Source organism: Pseudomonas sp. IT-P258 (assembly GCF_949767825.1).
In the GTDB taxonomy this organism is placed as follows: Bacteria; Pseudomonadota; Gammaproteobacteria; order Pseudomonadales; family Pseudomonadaceae; genus Aquipseudomonas; species Aquipseudomonas monachiensis.
Genome location: NZ_CATKPU010000054.1, coordinates 189,814 through 207,749 on the forward strand (window position 1 = coordinate 189,814; position 17,936 = coordinate 207,749).

Annotated in this window: 15 protein-coding genes; 5 read left to right on the forward strand and 10 right to left on the reverse strand. The window is 59.9% G+C overall.

Annotated features, from left to right (window positions below; all coding sequences use genetic code 11):
* Nucleotides 1–1,302 carry an ATP-binding protein gene (locus ACM6G4_RS19435; protein WP_414914391.1) on the forward strand — a complete coding sequence of 434 codons (1,302 nt, stop codon included), beginning with the start codon at nucleotides 1–3 and terminating at the stop codon, nucleotides 1,300–1,302.
* 47 nt (nucleotides 1,303–1,349) lie between these two features.
* Here the strand turns inward: ACM6G4_RS19435 and ACM6G4_RS19440 are convergent, their stop codons facing one another.
* The 6 genes from ACM6G4_RS19440 to ACM6G4_RS19465 all read right to left on the reverse strand — a co-directional run bounded on the left by ACM6G4_RS19440 (nucleotide 1,350) and on the right by ACM6G4_RS19465 (nucleotide 5,316).
* Nucleotides 1,350–2,111, reverse strand: a complete 762-nt coding sequence (locus tag ACM6G4_RS19440; protein WP_414914392.1) for an anti-sigma factor family protein — start codon at nucleotides 2,109–2,111, stop codon at nucleotides 1,350–1,352.
* Nucleotides 2,111–2,593: an RNA polymerase sigma factor gene (locus tag ACM6G4_RS19445; RefSeq protein WP_409079063.1), complete on the reverse strand. Its 483-nt coding sequence runs from the start codon at nucleotides 2,591–2,593 to the stop codon at nucleotides 2,111–2,113. Before ACM6G4_RS19445 ends, ACM6G4_RS19440 begins: the two co-directional genes overlap by 1 nt.
* Before the next feature lie 66 nt (nucleotides 2,594–2,659).
* Nucleotides 2,660–3,202, reverse strand: coding sequence for a tetratricopeptide repeat protein (locus ACM6G4_RS19450; protein WP_414914393.1), 543 nt, complete (start codon nucleotides 3,200–3,202; stop codon nucleotides 2,660–2,662).
* A gap of 122 nt (nucleotides 3,203–3,324) precedes the next feature.
* Nucleotides 3,325–4,350 (reverse strand): alpha/beta fold hydrolase, encoded by a 1,026-nt coding sequence (locus tag ACM6G4_RS19455; protein ID WP_414914394.1) that lies wholly within the window; start codon nucleotides 4,348–4,350, stop codon nucleotides 3,325–3,327.
* An 85-nt stretch (nucleotides 4,351–4,435) separates the two neighbouring features.
* Nucleotides 4,436–4,870, reverse strand: a complete 435-nt coding sequence (locus ACM6G4_RS19460) for a YqaA family protein (RefSeq protein ID WP_414914395.1) — start codon at nucleotides 4,868–4,870, stop codon at nucleotides 4,436–4,438.
* Nucleotides 4,870–5,316 (reverse strand): DUF411 domain-containing protein, encoded by a 447-nt coding sequence (locus ACM6G4_RS19465; protein WP_414914396.1) that lies wholly within the window; start codon nucleotides 5,314–5,316, stop codon nucleotides 4,870–4,872. The genes ACM6G4_RS19460 and ACM6G4_RS19465 overlap by 1 nt, the downstream gene beginning before the upstream one ends.
* Nucleotides 5,317–5,699: 383 nt before the next feature.
* On the opposite strand from ACM6G4_RS19465, the gene ACM6G4_RS19470 reads away from it, so the two are divergent.
* The gene (locus ACM6G4_RS19470; protein WP_414914397.1) at nucleotides 5,700–6,230 is read left to right on the forward strand and encodes a hypothetical protein; all 531 of its coding nucleotides are present in this window, start codon (nucleotides 5,700–5,702) and stop codon (nucleotides 6,228–6,230) included.
* A gap of 47 nt (nucleotides 6,231–6,277) precedes the next feature.
* Here ACM6G4_RS19470 and ACM6G4_RS19475 read toward each other — a convergent pair whose 3' ends face one another.
* Entirely contained in the window at nucleotides 6,278–7,273 is a 996-nt protein-coding gene (locus ACM6G4_RS19475; protein WP_223540928.1) for an aldo/keto reductase, read from the reverse strand.
* A 117-nt stretch (nucleotides 7,274–7,390) separates the two neighbouring features.
* On the opposite strand from ACM6G4_RS19475, the gene ACM6G4_RS19480 reads away from it, so the two are divergent.
* Entirely contained in the window at nucleotides 7,391–8,317 is a 927-nt protein-coding gene (locus ACM6G4_RS19480) for a LysR family transcriptional regulator (RefSeq protein ID WP_414914398.1), read from the forward strand.
* A 254-nt stretch (nucleotides 8,318–8,571) separates the two neighbouring features.
* On the forward strand, nucleotides 8,572–8,760 hold the full coding sequence (locus tag ACM6G4_RS19485) for a hypothetical protein (protein ID WP_056724563.1): 189 nt from the start codon (nucleotides 8,572–8,574) through the stop codon (nucleotides 8,758–8,760).
* A gap of 8 nt (nucleotides 8,761–8,768) precedes the next feature.
* Here ACM6G4_RS19485 and ACM6G4_RS19490 read toward each other — a convergent pair whose 3' ends face one another.
* Nucleotides 8,769–9,140 (reverse strand): fe2+ zn2+ uptake regulation protein, encoded by a 372-nt coding sequence (locus ACM6G4_RS19490; protein WP_414914399.1) that lies wholly within the window; start codon nucleotides 9,138–9,140, stop codon nucleotides 8,769–8,771.
* A gap of 249 nt (nucleotides 9,141–9,389) precedes the next feature.
* On the opposite strand from ACM6G4_RS19490, the gene ACM6G4_RS19495 reads away from it, so the two are divergent.
* Nucleotides 9,390–11,738, forward strand: coding sequence for an acylase (locus ACM6G4_RS19495; RefSeq protein ID WP_414914400.1), 2,349 nt, complete (start codon nucleotides 9,390–9,392; stop codon nucleotides 11,736–11,738).
* Nucleotides 11,739–11,796: 58 nt separating this feature from the next.
* Here ACM6G4_RS19495 and ACM6G4_RS19500 read toward each other — a convergent pair whose 3' ends face one another.
* On the reverse strand, nucleotides 11,797–12,798 hold the full coding sequence (locus tag ACM6G4_RS19500; RefSeq protein WP_414914401.1) for a FecR family protein: 1,002 nt from the start codon (nucleotides 12,796–12,798) through the stop codon (nucleotides 11,797–11,799).
* Nucleotides 12,799–13,014: 216 nt separating this feature from the next.
* Nucleotides 13,015–17,847 carry a dermonecrotic toxin domain-containing protein gene (locus ACM6G4_RS19505; protein WP_414914402.1) on the reverse strand — a complete coding sequence of 1,611 codons (4,833 nt, stop codon included), beginning with the start codon at nucleotides 17,845–17,847 and terminating at the stop codon, nucleotides 13,015–13,017.
* Nucleotides 17,848–17,936 lie beyond the last annotated feature (89 nt).

Here is a 17,936-nt window from a genome sequence, read left to right on the forward strand (position 1 = left end):
ATGTTCAGAATCCTCTTTCGTTTGTACCTGGTGACTATCGTCTCGTTCAGCGCGGCGATCTATCTGGTGCCGGACCTGGTGGTCAAGGTGTTCCAGGAGCGCTTTGTCACCTACAACCTCGATTATTCCCGTGGGCTGCAAACGCTGATCGTCAAACAGTTTCACGGGGTCCCGGCCGAACAGTGGCCGGCCCTGGCCGCTGAAATGGACAAGGACTTCTCTCCTCTGCACATCGTGCTCAGCGGCAATGACGACGGCAGCCTGACCCCTGATGAACAGCAGCGCTTGCGCCGCGGCGAGAACATCGTGCGCGTGGGCGACTGGGGCTGGCGCACGCTGGCGGTCGCGCCGCTCAATGAGCGCACCGTGGTGCAAATGGTCGTGCCACCGGACCCGCTGGACGTCAACCTGTTGTACTGGAGCATCAACGTCCTGATCGGCGCGACCATGCTCGCGTGCCTGTTACTGTGGTTGCGCCCGCACTGGCGTGACCTGGAACGCCTCAAGGGCGCCGCCGAACGCTTTGGCAAGGGCCACTTGGGCGAGCGCACGCAAATCTCCCCAAGTTCCAACATCGGCAGCCTGGCCAGTGTGTTCGACACCATGGCCGGCGACATCGAGAACTTGCTCAACCAACAGCGGGACTTGCTCAATGCGGTGTCTCACGAATTGCGCACGCCGCTGACGCGCCTGGATTTCGGCCTGGCGCTGGCGCTGTCCGACGACTTGCCGGCGGCCAGTCGCGAGCGCCTGCAAAGCCTGGTGGCGCATATTCGAGAACTCGATGAATTGGTGCTGGAGCTGCTGTCCTACAGCCGCCTGCAAAACCCGGCGCGGCTACCGGAGCAGGTCGAAGTCTCGCTGGATGAATTCATCGACAGCATTCTCGGCAGCGTCGACGAAGAACAGCAATCTCCGGAAATCGTCATCGACGTGCTGCTCCACGGCCAGTTCGAACGCTTCAGCCTGGACCCGCGCCTGACTGCCCGTGCCTTGCAAAACCTGCTGCGCAATGCCATGCGCTATTGCGAGAAGCGTATTCAGATCGGTGTGCAGGCCTATGCCGGCGGTTGTGAAATCTGGGTCGACGATGACGGCATCGGCATTCCGGATGACGAGCGCGAGCGGATCTTCGAACCCTTCTACCGTCTCGACCGCAGCCGCGACCGCGCCACGGGTGGTTTCGGCCTGGGACTGGCGATCAGCCGCCGCGCACTGGAAGCCCAGGGCGGGACGCTGACGGTGGAAGCCTCGCCCCTGGGCGGAGCGCGGTTTCGCTTGTGGTTGCCGGCGTCGGCCTGACGCGCTTGGCAGGCGCTGGCGCAGCGCCTGCGTTGAACCGGGGTTTCTCAGGTACTCAGGCGCTCGCGCAACGTCTTCGCCATCTCCTCCAGGTCCGCCATCGGCTGATGCCCGATCAGCATCCAGGCGTGTTCCATATCGGCCCAATACACGATATTCAGCTCGCGTCGCTGTTCCCGGGCGAAATGGCGGCTGCCGCTGTTGGAGCGGGTGACGCACAGGGCCATGGGGCCGTGCGCCGGATCGAGGTAGGTGATCTGGGCAATGGGCGCACCGTCGTACTCGAGGATCTGTGCGCGCTTGAACTCGGCACGGGGCAGGCTCAGTTTTGCCGGCGCGAGGTTGAGGCCCAGGCGCGCATCGATGGTGCGCAGTTGTGCCCGTTGCGCGGCTTCATCGCCGGGCAAGTGATCCAGGGTTTCCGGTACGTAGAGCGCCATGTAATCGGCCACCAGGTCGCGCCAGTTATGTGTCTGCCGGCTCGCTTGCCAGCCGAGGAACAAACGGTCCGCCAATACACCGCCGGCCAACAGCCCGGCCGCGGCGGCCAGGAACCAGCGTCGACTGAGCCCGGGGCGGGCGGGTGAGGGCAGCGTGGCGAGCATGGCTTGCAGGCGATCCACCGGCGCCTGTCGGGCCAGTTCATCATAGGCGTCCTTGAACGGCAGGCTGCTGCGATCCAGCCATTGCAGGCGCAGGCCGAGCATCGGGTCGGCATTGATGGCCGCGTCGATGCGCGCGCGCTGCTCGGTATCGAGTTGGTTATCGAGGTAAGCCACCAGTTGTTCGTCCGAGGGTATCGTGTTCATCAATGTTCTCCTCGGTTAGGGGTGGGCACCGTGTGCAACGGTGGGTATTCGGCCAGTTTCGCCCGAGCGGTGGCCAGGCGGCTCATGACCGTGCCGATGGGCACTTGCAGCACCTCGGCGACTTCGCGGTAGGACAAGCCTTCGACATAGGCGAGAAACACCGTTTCGCGCTGGGCCTCGGGCAACGCATCGACTCGGCGGATGACCTGTGCCGCCAACACATGGGTCTGGGCCACGGATTCACCATCGAACGACAAAGCCTGATCGGCGTCTACCTGGCCCTGACCCTGGCGCACCCGCCGGGCACGGACTTCGTTGAGCCAGATCGAATGCAGAATGCTCAGCAGCCACCGGTCCATGCGCGTTCCCGGCACGTATTGCCCGGCCCGTTCCAGCGCCCGCACGCAGGTGGCTTGCACCAGGTCATCGGCGACATGCCGTTGCCGGGACAACAGCAGGCCGTAACGCCATAAACGCGCCAGATGCCGGTTCAGTTCCGTTCGTATTGCCTGATCGCTGGCGATGGCGACCTCCGTCCGCTCGGGTTGTCAGGTTTTCGATGAGCCGTTGATGGCTTCGGCCAGGTCCTGATACTCCTCGCATTGAGTGCTGCCACAGATGGATTCGATCTGTCGCAGTTGCTCCTGGGCAAGATCCAGCCGGCCTTTGATCACATAGGCCTCACCGAGATACTCGCGGACTTGCGCGTACTGCGGGTCGAGTTTTACCGATTGCAGGTAATAGCCGATGCCTTCGTCGGTACGTCCCAGTTTACGCGTGGCGTAGCCGCGATAGTTCAAAGCTTTTGCGGTATTTGGCTGTTTCAGTGTGTCGAGCAGGGCCAGGGCTTCTTCATAACGCCCGTCCTTGGCCAGTCGATAGGCATAGTTGGTGCGGTCTTCGTCCGGTACCAGGCTGCTGGTCTGCCGCACGCAACGCTGGGATTTGCTATCGAACACCTGGCCTTTGGGGCAGTTGGGCCTGATGGGTGCGTCGTCGTCGCCGCCACCGCCGTTGGCCAGGGCGAGGGAGCCGGACAACCCAATGGCCAGCAACAGAGGGGGCATCAGAACAGCAAAGCGAATATTCATGGGCATTGCTCCACAGGTTCACGGGGTTCGGATCAGATCGCGCCTGGCCAGGCGCAGTGCAAGGTTGATGTGATGAGAACACCGCAGCATGAACAATTATTCGTTGTGGGAGCCTTTCCTCTTCAACGCACGGGGTTGGTCTTGTTCAGCCAAGCGAGCAGGGCCTGGTGGAATTGTGCCGGTTCTTCCATCTGTGGCGCGTGGCCCATGCCAGGGAACTCGACCAGCGTGGACCGGGGAATCATCTTGGCCACTTGTTTGCCGAGGACGTCGTAGTGCCCGATCTTCGCCTTGACTTCGGGCGGGGCGATGTCACTGCCGATGGCGGTGGTGTCGGACGTACCGATCAACAGCAGGGTCGGCATCTTCAGATTGTGGAATTCGTAGTACACCGGTTGGGTGAAGATCATGTCGTAGATCAGCGCCGAGTTCCACGCGACTTGGGTATGCCCCGGGCCTTTGTTCAGGCCGGCGAGCATGTCGACCCAGCGATCGAATTCCGGCTTCCAGCGGCCGCCGTAATAGGTGGTGCGTTCGTAGTTGCGGATACCCTCGGCGCTGAGCTTGAGTTCGCGCTCGTACCATTGATCCACCGTGCGATAGGGTACGCCGAGGGCTTTCCAGTCTTCCAGGCCGATGGGGTTGACCAGCGCCAGTTGCTCGACCTGTTCGGGGTATTGCAAGGCATAGCGAGTGGCGAGCATGCCGCCGGTGGAATGCCCCAGCAGGGTGGCTTGCTGGATGCCCAGGGCCTTGAGCAATTGCTGGGTGTTCGTCGCCAGTTGCTGGAAGCTGTACTGATAGTGCGCCGGTTTGCTGGAGGTGCAGAAGCCGATCTGGTCCGGGGCGATGACCCGGTAGCCAGCGTCGCTGAGGGCTTTGATCGAACTGCCCCAGGTGGCGCCGCAGAAATTCTTGCCGTGCATCAGCACCACGCTGCGACCATTGGCCTTGCCGTGGGCGGAGACATCCATGTAACCCATTTGCAGGGATTGGCCCTGGGATTCAAAGGCGAAGTGCTTGAGCGTGTAGGGATAGTCGAAACCTTGCAGCTCGGGACCGTATCCCGGTCCTTCGGCGTGGGCGATGACGGGCAGGGCGGCGGTCAGTAAAAGGCTGGGCAACCAGCAGGAGAAGGGGCGTGACATGAAAGGGCTCCATGGTAAATCCGCCGATGCTGGATCGATTCGATTAGGGCGGCATTAAACACAGGCAACCGCCGCCCTTGATGGTTCAACCCATCCAGCCCAAAGTCGCCATGGCCAGCACGCCGTAGCGGGCACCCTTGGCCAGGGTGACGATCAACAGGAAACGCCCCGGCGGCTCGCGCATGACCCCGGCGACCAGCGTCAGCGGATCGCCGATCACCGGCAGCCAACTGAGCAGCAATGACCAATGGCCGTAGCGTTGGTAATGAAGCCGGGCTTTCTCCAGGTGCCGGGGGCTCACCGGAAACCAGCGTCGGTCACGGAACCGCTCGATCCCGCGCCCCAGCCACCAGTTAAGCAGCGAGCCCAGAACGTTGCCGAACGTTGCCACCGCCAGCAGTGCCCAGGGCCAGTACCGATCGCTGAGCAGCAGGCCGACCAGCACCGCTTCGGATTGCAACGGCAGCAGCGTGGCGGCACCGAATGCCGCGAAAAACAGCCCGAGGTACGCGCCCGACATCAATGGGCGGGGTAGTCCGCAACCACCACGTCAGTGCCGTCTTTTTTCAGGCCAATGACCTGATAGGCATCGCTCATGTCGTCCATTTCCATGCCGGGCGAGCCCATGGGCATGCCGGGGGCCGCGACGCCCAGCAGATCGTCGCGCTTGCTCAAGGCCAGGACCTGGTCGGCCGGGACATGACCTTCAACGAATTTGCCGTTGATCAACGCGGTGTGGCACGACGCCAGGCGCGGCGGCACGCCGTGCTGTTGCTTGAACTCGCTCATATTGGCTTCGACGTGGTCTTCGACCTTGAAGCCATTGGCCTCCAGGTGGGTGATCCATTTTTTGCAGCAACCACAATTGGCGTCGCGGTGAACCTCGATTGGAATGAGGTCGGCGGCCTGGGCCAGTGAAGACATCAACAGGGCGCTCAGGGCGATCAGGCGCAGAGGGTTTCGCATGGGATTCGCCTCGGGTAACGGGCAAAAAAACGCATTCTGACCATTTTATCCGGCCAGGCATTCAAGGAGTGTTTCCAATTACTACAAAGATCTGCCGTTCGATGATGGTAGATCAATGCTGTCAGGCAGATGAGGGGCACATTACAAAATCGTCAGGTTGAGATTCGAGGGTAAGTTTCGATGCTGATGAAAACCAACTAGCCGACATGTAAGAAAAGTCTGAAAGAGCATTCGTCAGGGCGATAAGTTCAAATAAACAAGAGGTTTTACAGCATGTATCTTAATTGTATGAGAGTTGTTAATGCTCTGAATTAAAGTTTGGTTGCCTCAGTGCTTCGGTCGATACTTCTGGCCACCCAACTTGGTCAAACAAGGAGTTTTCAATGACTATCGGATATACCGGCAACTGGACCGCGAAAGCGGGTCTATTGGTTCGAGATGCCGCCAGCAGATCAAAGCCTGTTCCCCAGAGCGTCAAGGTCAGGCAGATGCTTGACCTGGTGGGCAACAATCCGGTTGAGCTGGATACAGTCAAGATGGACAAGATGAAATTGCGCAAACAGATGAAGGGTTTTGACCCCACTGATATTTCTGTCAAGTCCATGGGGGCTCTCAGTGTCATGCTGAAAGAGCGTGGTCTGATCAGCGATGTAACAGCGGTCACACTGAGCAATGCCGGTGACAAGTTCGACCGGTTTGGCATCAAGGACCCTGACGCCAAGTTCAATGCGCTGGAATATTTCGCCACGCAACTGGAGAACATTCAGAACAACAATCTGAAGGGTAACAAGTACGCCAACTACCTGGTTCCCGAGTTCAAAAAAGCGATCTATGTGCTGCAAAACCTGGAAACCTACGGCAAGAACAACGGGCCCATGGTGAGGCCAGGCAGAATTCTCTCGGACGAGGCCTGACGCCATGTTGCACGGCCCGCCCGGTTCATCGAACGGGCCGGCAACCCTTAGCGGTCGAGCAGTTTCATGACTTCTTCCGGATAACGCAGGCCTGCGGTGGCATTGGCCGCAAAGATCGCTTCCAGCGCGTGCAGTTCTTCGCCACTCAGCGTCACCTCCAGTGCGGCCACGTTTTCTTCCAGGTATTTACGTTGCTTGGTACCCGGAATCGGAATCAGGTAGTCACCCTGGGCCAGCACCCACGCCAGCGCCAGTTGGCCCGCCGTCACGCCTTTTTCTGCCGCCAGCGCTTGTACCTGTTGCACCAGCAGCAGGTTTTTCGCGAAGTTTTCGCCCTGGAAGCGCGGGCTGAAACGACGATAATCGTCGGCCGCGAAATCATCCGGGCTTTTTAATGCGCCGGTCAGAAACCCTCGGCCCAACGGGCTATAAGGCACAAAGGCGACGCCCAGGCGCTGGCAGGTTGCCAGGCAAGCGTTTTCTTCCTGATCACGGCTCCACAACGAATACTCACTTTGCAACGCACTGATCGGGTGAACCTTGTGCGCTCGTTCCAGGGTCGCCGCCGAGGCCTCGCTCAATCCCAGGTAACGCACCTTGCCGGCACTGACCAGTTCGGCCATGGCACCGACGGTTTCTTCGATGGCCACCTGCGGGTCGATTCGGTGTTGGTAATACAGATCGAGGGTGTCCACGCCCAGGCGCTTCAAGCTGCCATCGATGGACTGGCGAATGTATTCCGGTCGGCCGTTGACGCCCCGGGCAGTGGGGTTGGCCGGGTCGCGGACGATCCCGAACTTGCTGGCCAGGAACACCTGGTCACGCTTGCCGGCGATGGCCTTGCCGATCAGTTCTTCATTGGTGTGCGGACCGTACATGTCGGCGGTATCGAGCAGGTTGACCCCCAGTTCCAGCGCGCGATGCAAGGTGGCCGTTGCTTCGCGGGTGTCCGTGCCGGTGGTGTAGAAGTCGGTCATGCCCATGCAGCCCAGGCCGATGGCCGATACCTGCGGACCGTTTTTTCCCAATTGACGTGTGTGCATGAAATCAGCTCCCTGTGAAGTGAATCGCCATTGTTCGCCTCGACAGAAACAAGATAAACCGGCTAAAACGGCTATCACTATTCGTAAAATCTAAATAATCAGCCGGTGGAGCCAGCAATGGACCGTTTCAACGCCATGCGCGTTTTTACCCGGATCGTCGAGTTGGGCGGCTTTGCCAAGGCCGCCGACAGCCTGCAATTGCCCCGGGCCTCGGTCACCATCCTGATCAAACAACTGGAGGCGCATCTTGGGGTGCAACTGCTGCAACGCACCACGCGGCAGATCAGCCTGACGCTCGATGGCGCGGCTTATTACCCGCGTTGCGTGCGCTTGCTGGCAGACCTGGAAGAGACCGAAGCGGTGCTCAGCGCCGCGCGCCACAATCCCAAGGGCTTGTTACGGGTGGATATGCCGGCGGGCGTGGGGCGCCTGATTGTGATTCCGGCACTGCCGCAGTTCACCGCCCGCTATCCGTTGATCGAGCTGGAAATCGGCCTGAATGACCGCCCGGTGGACCTGATACGCGAAGGTGTCGATTGTGTGCTGCGCGGTGGTTCGCCGCTGGACGAGTCGCTGGTGGCGCGGCCCCTGGTGGTGTTGGATCAGGTAACCTGTGCCAGCCCCGACTATCTGCAGCGGCACGCAGCGCCCCATACGCTGGATGACCTGCGCGGCCACCGGATGGTCGAGTACGTCTCCAGTAACAGTGGCAAACGCTATGGACTGGAGTTTGTCGTGGATGGCCAAGTGCGGTCGGTCGACCTGCCCAAGCAGGTGGCGGTCAACAGTGCCGATGGCTATCTGGCTGCGTGCGAGGCCGGATATGGCCTGGTGCAGACGCCGTACTATCACGTGGCGCGGCAACTGCAGGAGGGGCGTTTGTGTGAAGTACTGAGGGAAGTGCCGCCACCGGGCATGCCGATGACGGCGCTTTATCCGCCGCACCGCCAGTTGTCCCGGCGGGTGCGTGTGTTTGTCGATTGGCTGGTGGAACTGTGTACCCAGCCGGGCAATGACTTTTACCGCAAGGATTCAGGGCATTGAGTAGTGGTTAACGATGCTGGTAGTAACCTGGTCCGCCATGGTTGTCATAGGGTCAAGATGGCAAGCAGGGGAATCAGCAGTGTGATTCGACGCAACATTTGAAAGCCCTCATGGTTATCGCCGCAATGAAGCTAAAACTCTTCATCGGCTGTAACATGGGACCCCGCTTGTAGCGGCTTATCCCCGAAACCGGGTAAGCGCTTGGCATGCATGTCGATACAAACCGGATACAATTTCAGATTCAGGAACCCGCAATGACTCAGTCGCAACGTTTGAAATACTCGATTCTGATCTCCCTGGTGGTACTGGGGATCATGTTTGGCCTTTCCTGGTTGCAGAATACCGGCGTCATCAGCGAAAAACTGTTCCAGTACATCGCCATTGGCGTGGCGGTGGTCGTGGTGGTCATCAATGGCGTGATGCGCCGCAAGGTCAAGCCCTGATCAGTCGATCATCGGTTGCGCAAAATGGCGGCAGCCTGGGGATGCAGGCTGTAGCTTTTGTCGGGGTTGAGGACAATCACGCCTTCGCTGCACAAGCGCTTTAGCACTTCACGCACGCTGAGAAAGGACAGGGGAATATCCAGGTCCAGCAATTGGCTGTGCACGCCGCGCACGCCAAGGCTGCGGTCGTTTTCGGCGGCCGTCAGCAGGGCGTCGATGACTTTCAGGCGGATCAGGCTGGTTCGAAGGCCAAAGTTTTTGAGCAGGATCCGGATCCGCTCGTTGCCGTGACGATCGGTACGCGGCTCGAATACGCCGACTCCCATGGAAGTACCCTTTGGCGCGTTGCTACCGTCCGTTGGCAGTTGCGAGTTGTACATTGCAAAACTCCTTTCAGAGCCTGATCAAGAAAAAAATGGGCGCTCTTACAGGACTAGACGTATGAGCAGCCCGAATCATGAAGGTTCGAATGTAGAAATTTTGTCGCCATCGCGTGATCAACCTGTCAGACCATGGGTCGTTGCACAGTAAATCCCTAAATTTTTGTGGTGAGCTTCGTCCCTACAGGGAGGCACGGCGTGCGTGGATATGCGCAACCGTGGCCATCGTTTTTTCGATCAGGAGCGAGCGTGATTATTTCCAGCCAGTTAACCAGGTTGAGCCTGGCGGGTGTGGCTCTGGGGTTGAGCCTGGGGTTGAGCCTTGCGGCAAGCGCGAGCGCTACGCCCGCGCAAACGAGCGCGGATATCCGCCGAACCGGTTTCGGCGTGCCGCACATCCGCGCCGACAACGAGCGCGGGCTCGGCTACGGCATCGGCTATGCCTACGCCCAGGACAACCTGTGCCTGCTGGCCAACGAAATCACGACCGTCAACGGCGAACGTTCGCGGTACTTCGGGCCGGATCAGTTCACCGTCGAAGAGCGGGAGAACCTGGTCAGCGATGTGTTTTTCACCTGGCTGAACACTCCGCAAGCTGTCGCCGGTTTCTGGCAGGCCCAAACCCCCGAAGTGCGTGAACTGGTCGAAGGCTATGTGGCGGGGTACAACCGCTCCTTGAGCGAGCGTCGGGCCCAGGGTTTACCGCTGCAGTGTCAGGGCGATTGGGTGCGCGAGATCACCCCCTCGGATCTGGTCAAGCTGACCCGGCGCCTGTTGGTCGAAGGTGGCGTCGGCCAGTTTGCCGAAGCCCTGGCCGGTGCCACGCCACCCAACGCAGTGGCCCAGGCGTCGAGTGCACAGGAAGCGTTCCAGGTGGCCGCCACGCGGATGCAGCGCTTCGCTCTGGAGCGGGGCAGCAATGCCGTCGCGGTCGGCAGCGAGCGCTCCTTCAACGGACGCGGCATGTTGCTGGCCAATCCGCACTTTCCGTGGGTGGGCGGCATGCGCTTTTACCAGATGCACCTGACCATACCCGGCAAACTGGACGTGATGGGCGCGGCGTTACCCGGTCTGCCGGTGATCAACATCGGTTTCAATCAACATCTGGCCTGGACCCACACCGTGGATTCTTCCCGGCATTTCACGCTGTATCGCCTGCAACTGGACCCCAAGGATTCGACCCGTTACCTGCTCGACGGCCAGTCCTTGCCGATGGACAAGCAGACCGTGACCGTCAACATCAGGCAGGCGGATGGGCAGATCCGGGCGATTCCCCACGAGGTCTACAGCTCGAAATTCGGTCCGGTGGTGCAATGGCCGGGAAAACTGGATTGGGACCACCAGTACGCCTACAGCCTGCGTGACGCCAATCTGGACAACGACCGCGTTCTGCAGCAGTGGTACGCAATGAATCGCGCTGAAAGCCTCAAGGATTTCCAGGCCTCGGTGCACAAGATCCAGGGCATTCCGTGGGTCAACACCCTGGCGGCGGACGATCAGGGGCAGACGCTGTACATGAACCTCTCGGTGGTGCCCAACGTCAGCGTCGACAAGCTGGCGCAGTGCAGCGATCCGCGCGTTGGCTTGCAAATGATCACTCTCGACGGCTCCAACGGCGCCTGTGCCTGGGACATCGACCCGCAGGCGCCACAGCAGGGCATCTATGCAGCGGACAAGTTACCGCAATTGCTGCGCAAGGATTTTGTCCAGCACTCCAACGACTCGGCATGGCTGGCCAACCCGGCGCAACCGCTGACCGGCTATTCGCCGTTGATCAGCCAGGACAGCCAGCCATTGGGGCTGCGTTCACGCTTTGCCCTCGATAGTTTGAGCGCGCTGGCCAAGGCCGGCAAGGTCGGGGCAGCGGACTTGCAACGCATGGTCATGGACGATCAGGTTTATCAGGCGGATCAGGTGATGGCGGACCTGCTGCAATTCTGCGTGGCGGATCTCGGTGCCGATGCCAAAACCCTCGCGCCACTGTGCGCCAGCCTCAAGGCCTGGGACCGCAAGGCCAACCTGGGCAGCGGCCTGGGCTTTGTGCACTTCCAGAATGTCATGGCGGCATTGGAGCCAGTGCCGGACCTATGGCGCGTGGCATTCGATCCGCAGGATCCACAACATACCCCGCGCGGCTTGGCGGTTGAACGGCCACCAGTTGCACAGGCACTGCGCGACGCGATGCGGGCATCTGTCGATCAGGTCAAGGCGGCAGGCCTGAAAGCCGACAGCCGTTGGGGCGATATCCAGGTGGTCAGCAGCGGCGGGCAACAGACGCCAATCCACGGCGGACCGGGTGCACTGGGGGTCTACAACGCCATCCAGAGCGTGCCGCGCAGCGATGGCAAGCGTGAGGTGGTCAGCGGTACGAGTTACCTGCAGGTGGTGACCTTCGACGAAAACGGACCGCAGGCCAAAGGGCTGCTGGCGTTCTCGTTGTCCAGCGACCCGGCGTCGAAATATTCACGGGACCAGACGCAGGCCTTTTCGAGAAAGCAATGGAGCGTGCTGCCTTTCACCGAGCAACAGATCCTGTCCGATCCGGACTATCAGGTGCAGACGATCCGTCGGCAGGATGCGAAGGTGGCCGGGCAGTAAGGAACAGAAGTTCTGCATGAACACTGAAGGCCGCACCCCGCAAGGGGTGGCGGCCTTTTCAGCTTTTCGGAGAGGTTTGCGGAATCGCGTTGACCACCAGATTGCCGTTCTGATTGCGGGTCAGGTAGACCGGCAGGACCCGCGGCAAGGATTTCACCAGGCCGTTGATCTCGTTGATGTTGTAGATGCCGCCGATATGGATCGAGCCGGTGCTGTTGTCGGCCACCATCAGCGGTTTGTCGAGGTAGCGATTGATCAAGGGCAGCGCATCGCTCAGGGACAGATCGTCGAGCACCAGTTTGCCCTGGCGCCAGGCCAGCGAACTGTCATTGTCATAGGTCTGGCTGATGCGGGGGGTGAAGTCGCCGTGGCGATAACTGGCCTGCATCGCCGGGCTGAGGTGCAAACCGTCGCCATTCAGGTTGGCGTTGCTGCTGACCAGTACCGAACCCTCGATCAGGTTGACCTTGACCTGGTCTTCATACATCCAGACGTTGAATTGGGTGCCGGTCACGCGAATCCGGCCTTCGGCGGCCTTGACCACGAAGGGGTGACGGGTGTCATGGCTGACCCTGAAGAAGGCTTCGCCTTTTTCCAGCGTGACTTGCCGCTGATCCTTGTAGTTGCTGTACGTCAGCTCGCTGCCCAGGTTCAGTTCCACCTGGCTGCCGTCTTTCAAGGTGACCGTTCGGACATTGTCGGTCGCTTCGAAATGCTGGTACGCGTTTGGCACCCAGCCCAGATGCCAGCCGCCATAACCGGCCACCGGCAACGCCAGGGCGCAGACCGCCGCTGCGATCGCCAGGCGGCGCCACGGATTTTCCACTTTGGGGCGAACCAGCGGCACGACGGGCTCGGGACGGGGCAGGTCGCCAGCGACATCCCAGATCTCCAGCATCGCTTCGTACTCGATGGCATGGAGCGGATGCGCGTTACGCCATTGCTCGAACGCCTGACGCTCTTGCTCGGTGCAGTCATTGGCGTGCAGACGCATGCACCAATGCGCAGCGGCATCGGTGATGGCGTCGTATTCGGCTTCCGAGATCGTGTGGTCGGTCATTGGCCCTTCCTGATTTCCTGCATTCTAACCTTGGGGGGGAGTCTGCGAGAACATCAGTCATGGCATTTAACTATCAATGTGTGGTTTTTTTTCAACGCTTCGCCTCTGGAACATCTGCTCTCGGGTAGCAGTATCCATGGGATGCGTAAAAAAAAGATCAAATCAAACACCGCGATAGCGCACAGATCCGGGGATCTGCGCGTTATTTCGCCAGGATCAGGGTGTAGGGGGCGTAGCGACCGGTACCGGGTCCAGTTGCCGGCCCATTTCGCAGATCAAAAACGCGACCGAGTCGGCATTGTGCAAAATGACATTGGTTCGGAACTTCGAGTCCCGCACGTTAAAAAAAGCTTCCCGTGCCTTAGCCATGGTCTCGCTGCCCGTCAGTTGCAGAATTTTCTTGCCGATGTGGGAAGTGCTCGGTATGGAGTCCAGGTTGACCCATAATTGCCGCCCACTGTTCCAGCGTGCGAACAGTTCGTCCTTTGGCGTTTTCATCGACAAGGCTTCTCGCTGGAAATCCACTTGAGACTGTTTCTTTGCTGCGCCATAGCCGGTGACCGACGCGACCAGATCGCTGAACGGTAGCCTGGCCTCAAGGTAGGCGATGTCCACGGCCCCTGAAAACAAATGAGCGAACTCGTGTATCAGGGTCGCGGCCTGACTGTGGCCGTCGACATCGAAGGGCTGAGTCAGGCTGGATTTGTACCAGTCCAGTTGTTGATCGAAGAAGTTTTCCGTGAAATGCACATTGCGCTGTTGATCCTTGTCCACGACAAACGCGACAAGGTTGTCCTCCGGGTCCCGGCTTGAACCCACGATAAAACGTTGCGAGTTCATCCAGTCTTCATCGGGATCGACCAGCGCGTTGCAAATGGGAACGACGGCCTGCCTGATTTTGTCGAGCAGTGCTTTGTCGATCAGGTCAACATCAAAGAACTGTTTGAGGAAGGTATCGAGCCGTGTGCCCGGGACGAGTTCCCTGAGTTGCACCAGGTTGTGCAGGCTGTTGAACGCGTAATAGCGAGCCATGTCGATGGCCTGCACGATCATGCGGGCTTTTTCGGGATGTCTTGCGCGGATTTCCTCCATTCCCCGGGCCTCGATGTTCAGCACCTGCCTGGCAACATAGGCGTTGACATACTGATTGCGCATTTTCGAGACGGCTTTGCCGAAGTGAACGGTGTGGGCATCCGGGTCGATGACCAGTTGCTTGCCGGGTGTAGCCAGCAACACCGGGCCTTCTTGCTCGCCTTTGACCATTCGCCAGACCGCTCCGGTCTTGTTCACGCCGTACACTTTGCCGGCAATGGCGGCGAAGGTTTTCTTGCTGCCCGCTTCCAGATAGGTGCCGTCGGTGCTGCTTTTCGTCAGGTCCTTGAGTTCGGTGGTGGTTTCGAACCGTCGCAGCCGGGTACGCAGTTGCGCTGTCGACCGGACTTGCGACCAGGGTTGCGCGATCACGGCGGGGACGGCCGGTTGAGCAGCGGCTTCGCTGGTTGCCTGGGCGCTTTCGGCCCACCCTTCAAGCGACAAACGGCCCAATGACACGATTTGTGCCGCGCCGGCAATAAACTCGCGCAAGGCGGTCGTCCAGTGATGGTCCTGTAGGGCTTCGGCTGAGTTTTTGGCGTCCTTGTAGGCCCTCCAAAGAAACTGCACATACGCGAGTTTGCCCGGCAGCAGGCCTGAAATGCGCTCTATGCCGGAGCTGAACAGATGTTTGACAGCCTCCCAGTCAGACTGAGCGGTTGCGTTTGCCTGGCTGCCGAGCATCTTCTCCAGCAGCCTGGTGTTGTCATGGAACAAGTGGGTCAGCAGGTTGCCATTGATGGGGCTGGACGCCAGGGTGATTTCGCTAGACTGGCCAATGGTGGATTTGAGCAGGTTGCGAAACACTGTTTGCTGACTGGTCGGCAGGCGACGAAGCAGCATCTCCTGCAATGGCCCCGGTGTGTTGAGCGCCGCGACAACGCTGGCCTCATTGTCGAACTCAACGAACGGTGAGCCACTGGGGTGGTAAGGGGCATAGAGGATTTGCGGGCCTGCCTTGCCTTCGCCGGGACCGATCAGGTGCAGGCCCATTGCCTTGACGGCGGCGGCACCGGTTGTCTTGATCAGTTCCAGTGGTCGGGCAATGGCGTGCGCACCTGCTACGGTAGCCCGGGCGATGGCGTCCGGCATGTCGAATACTTGTCGAAGCAAATCGAAAGCGCTGTCGGACAGCCGTTGCTGCAGTTTCAGTTCGTGTGCGTGTTGCAGCAATTGCCAGGGCAGTTGCTTGACGAAGCGCAGGATCCGTTGTTCCACGTCCGCCGAATTGTTCGACAAGTTGTCGGTGATATGTTTGGTGTAGTTCTGCGCAATTTTCAGTAATAGCAGCAACTGGCGAACAGCCGCCTGGTCCAGCCCCGCGGGCAGGGTTTGCGTGGTTGCCGACCCGACCTTGAACCCGGTGCCTTGCGTAATGTTGACGTGGTGCAAGGCGAACTCGGTGAGGCTCCGGGCAGGGCCGACCAACGCCAGGTCCGGGGTGATTTGAATATTGTCGGGGTCCAGTGTTGTTGCCGGGAAGCGGTCGGCGAGCAACGATTTCAGTGTTTCATGCACATACGACTTGAGGGGCTTGATCCCGTGCAAATAGTCTTTGTCCTCAACAACGCTGTTGCGGTATTGCTCCAGCAGTTCAAGGTGCAGTCGCAGGTCTTGCAGCGGAGCCATTCCCAGCCAGGCGGGCAGGGATTGCTGCTGGCCGATCGCCAGGGCAATCGACCTGGCTCGTTGCAGGTTGGTGTCAAGCACCGTTGTGGTCAGGTCTTTAAGGGCTTTTTTGCGCTTTGTGTCGCTCAGCTTGAAAATGCGTACGTGTTCGCAGCGAGCCAGAAAGTGCTCGATGGATGATTGCGCGACCCGTTCCAATACAGACCCTTCGATCAGCCGCAACGGTCCCAGTGAGTAGCGTTGGTGAAGGAAGCGTTGGGCCGGGGTCAGGTTTTCCAGCAGCGCCAGGCGTTGTTGCGGTTCGAGCAGGCGTCTGTTCAGCTCCAGCCTTGCGCGACTGATATTGTCAAAGACTTCCAGGCCCTCGGCGGGTGTCCAAAGGATTGTCCGGCCGGAATGCGAGGGGTCGAGTCCGCCACGCTCGGTCAAAAGCAGACAATAGGCCAGGGGCAGGACATCGCGCTGACCGGAGCACTCCAGTGTCAATGAGTAGGCGTCGGGTCGGAAGCCGTTGAGGGCCGGACGGTTCTGCCGATCGGCCCGGTCCGGATTGAATACCGTTTCGACAATGGCCCGATCCGCATCCCGCAGTGTCGCGCCGAGCACTCGCATATTGGCCTCGCCACGCAGGCCAACGGATAGTGCATGGGCCAGGCGGGGTTTCATGTTTTCCAGATAGACCCGTTGCAGGGCCAGAGCAGCGACCGGTTGTGCTGCGAAATCCGTCTTGAACGGTGTCTCGATGTCGTTGAAGGACTTGGCGAAAGTGGCCGCCGTGTGGGCCAGCACCGTGGAGGGATGCTGAGCACCGGATAGCACGGGCCGCGTGCTCCAGCGCCCGTCGGTAGCCAGCGTCAGCAGGCGCTCGTTGATCATCGAGCGGATATCCAGCGCTTTGTCGAACAGGGCGTGGATGTCCACGGTGCCGTCACTGTGACGGAACACCTGCAGGGCATATTGCATGTTCTGCCGTTGCTTGCCGATGATCCCGTCGAAGAGCTTGGGGAAGATCTCGCCGGAAATTGCTTCCCCGGTCACATTCGGCTGGTCAAAGCCAATGAAACGCTGACGCTCGTCCAGGCTCAGCAGGCCATAGAGTTCATCCTCGCGACCGGCAGCGCTGAACTTGCTGCGCACCGTATCGCACAAGTCCTTATAGTCCTTGAGTACCTGCAGGCCTGCGGTGGGCGTGTAGAGAAACGCATTGCCGGTGCTGACCATCAGTGAGCCGGCCAGCTCCACATAATTGGCCTTGTACTCCCACAGGCGCACGGTTTCGACCGTCATTGCCTGGTTCGTCCGGCTGGCCGTAGAGATCAACGCGTGCAAATCCTGGCTTTGCTCCGGGGTGATGATCTCGGCTTCTCGCTTGAGCAGCAGTTGCACTCGCGCCTGATCGGCGATGGCCTGGCCGAAGAACTCTCGACGGGATGCGCCGTCGGCGCTCGGTGCAGCCCAGAAGCCTTCGAGCTGCCCGACCAGCAGGCTGATCAGTTGGCGCGAGATGGTCGTGACTGCGGCTTCCCACAGTGGCTGGTCGGCGTTTGCCGGGGACTTTTCCGGATGCAAAAATTCGTGGGACTGTCCGGCCGGCCAAAGCTGATGGCGATAATGCAGGAGGACGGCCTCACTCAAGGAAAGGGAGTTGACCCAGCGTCGCGCCGGATGGCTTTCGTCAGCATTCTCTGGCGTTGTTGCCTGGTAGAAATTCACTTGGGTCTGGCTCTGATCCAGACCGGGAAAGGACGCCGCCAGCTTCTGATTCAGCAATGTGTCGAGCAGCGAGGTCAGGGACGGCAGCACTTTCAATTCGTCGAGCAGGGCCTGGTCGTTGAGTTGCTGATGGGTGGAGAGGGTCATGCGCTGGTCTTCGAACACGTCGCCGTCGATGGGTTGAAAGTCCAACACGATTTCGTCGGCGTCCACCATGGCCTTGCGTTGAGACATCGCCATGAAGGCCAGCAGGTCGTCGTCTTCACTGGCGGCCTTGAGTTGCGTCACCAGATGGTCGGTCAGGGCCGTACGGTTGGCGAACTTTTTTATCCCGGCGTACGGGGTGTAGAGAATCAGGCCATTGTCATCGGGTGTCGCGGTCAACACAAAGCTGCCGGCCAGCGCCACAGGCTCCAGCCCCGGGATTTTCAGCAGCACGTTCTTCACCAGCATGGGCGGCGTCTGCTTATCGCGCAGTGCCTGGGTGGCCAGTTCGATATGGCTGAACCATTCGAAGTCCTTTTGCCTCAGTCCATGGGTTTTGCCAAGTTCTTTCCAGCGGCCGCGCAATGTCAGCGCCTCGGGGAAAAACAGCGGAGTTACGGGTGTAGACATCGTCGAGTCTCGTTCAAGGTGCCACTCACAGGCGCCTGTGGATTGAGTTTCGACACTAAAAGCCGGTGCGCTGGCACGGGTGGTAAATA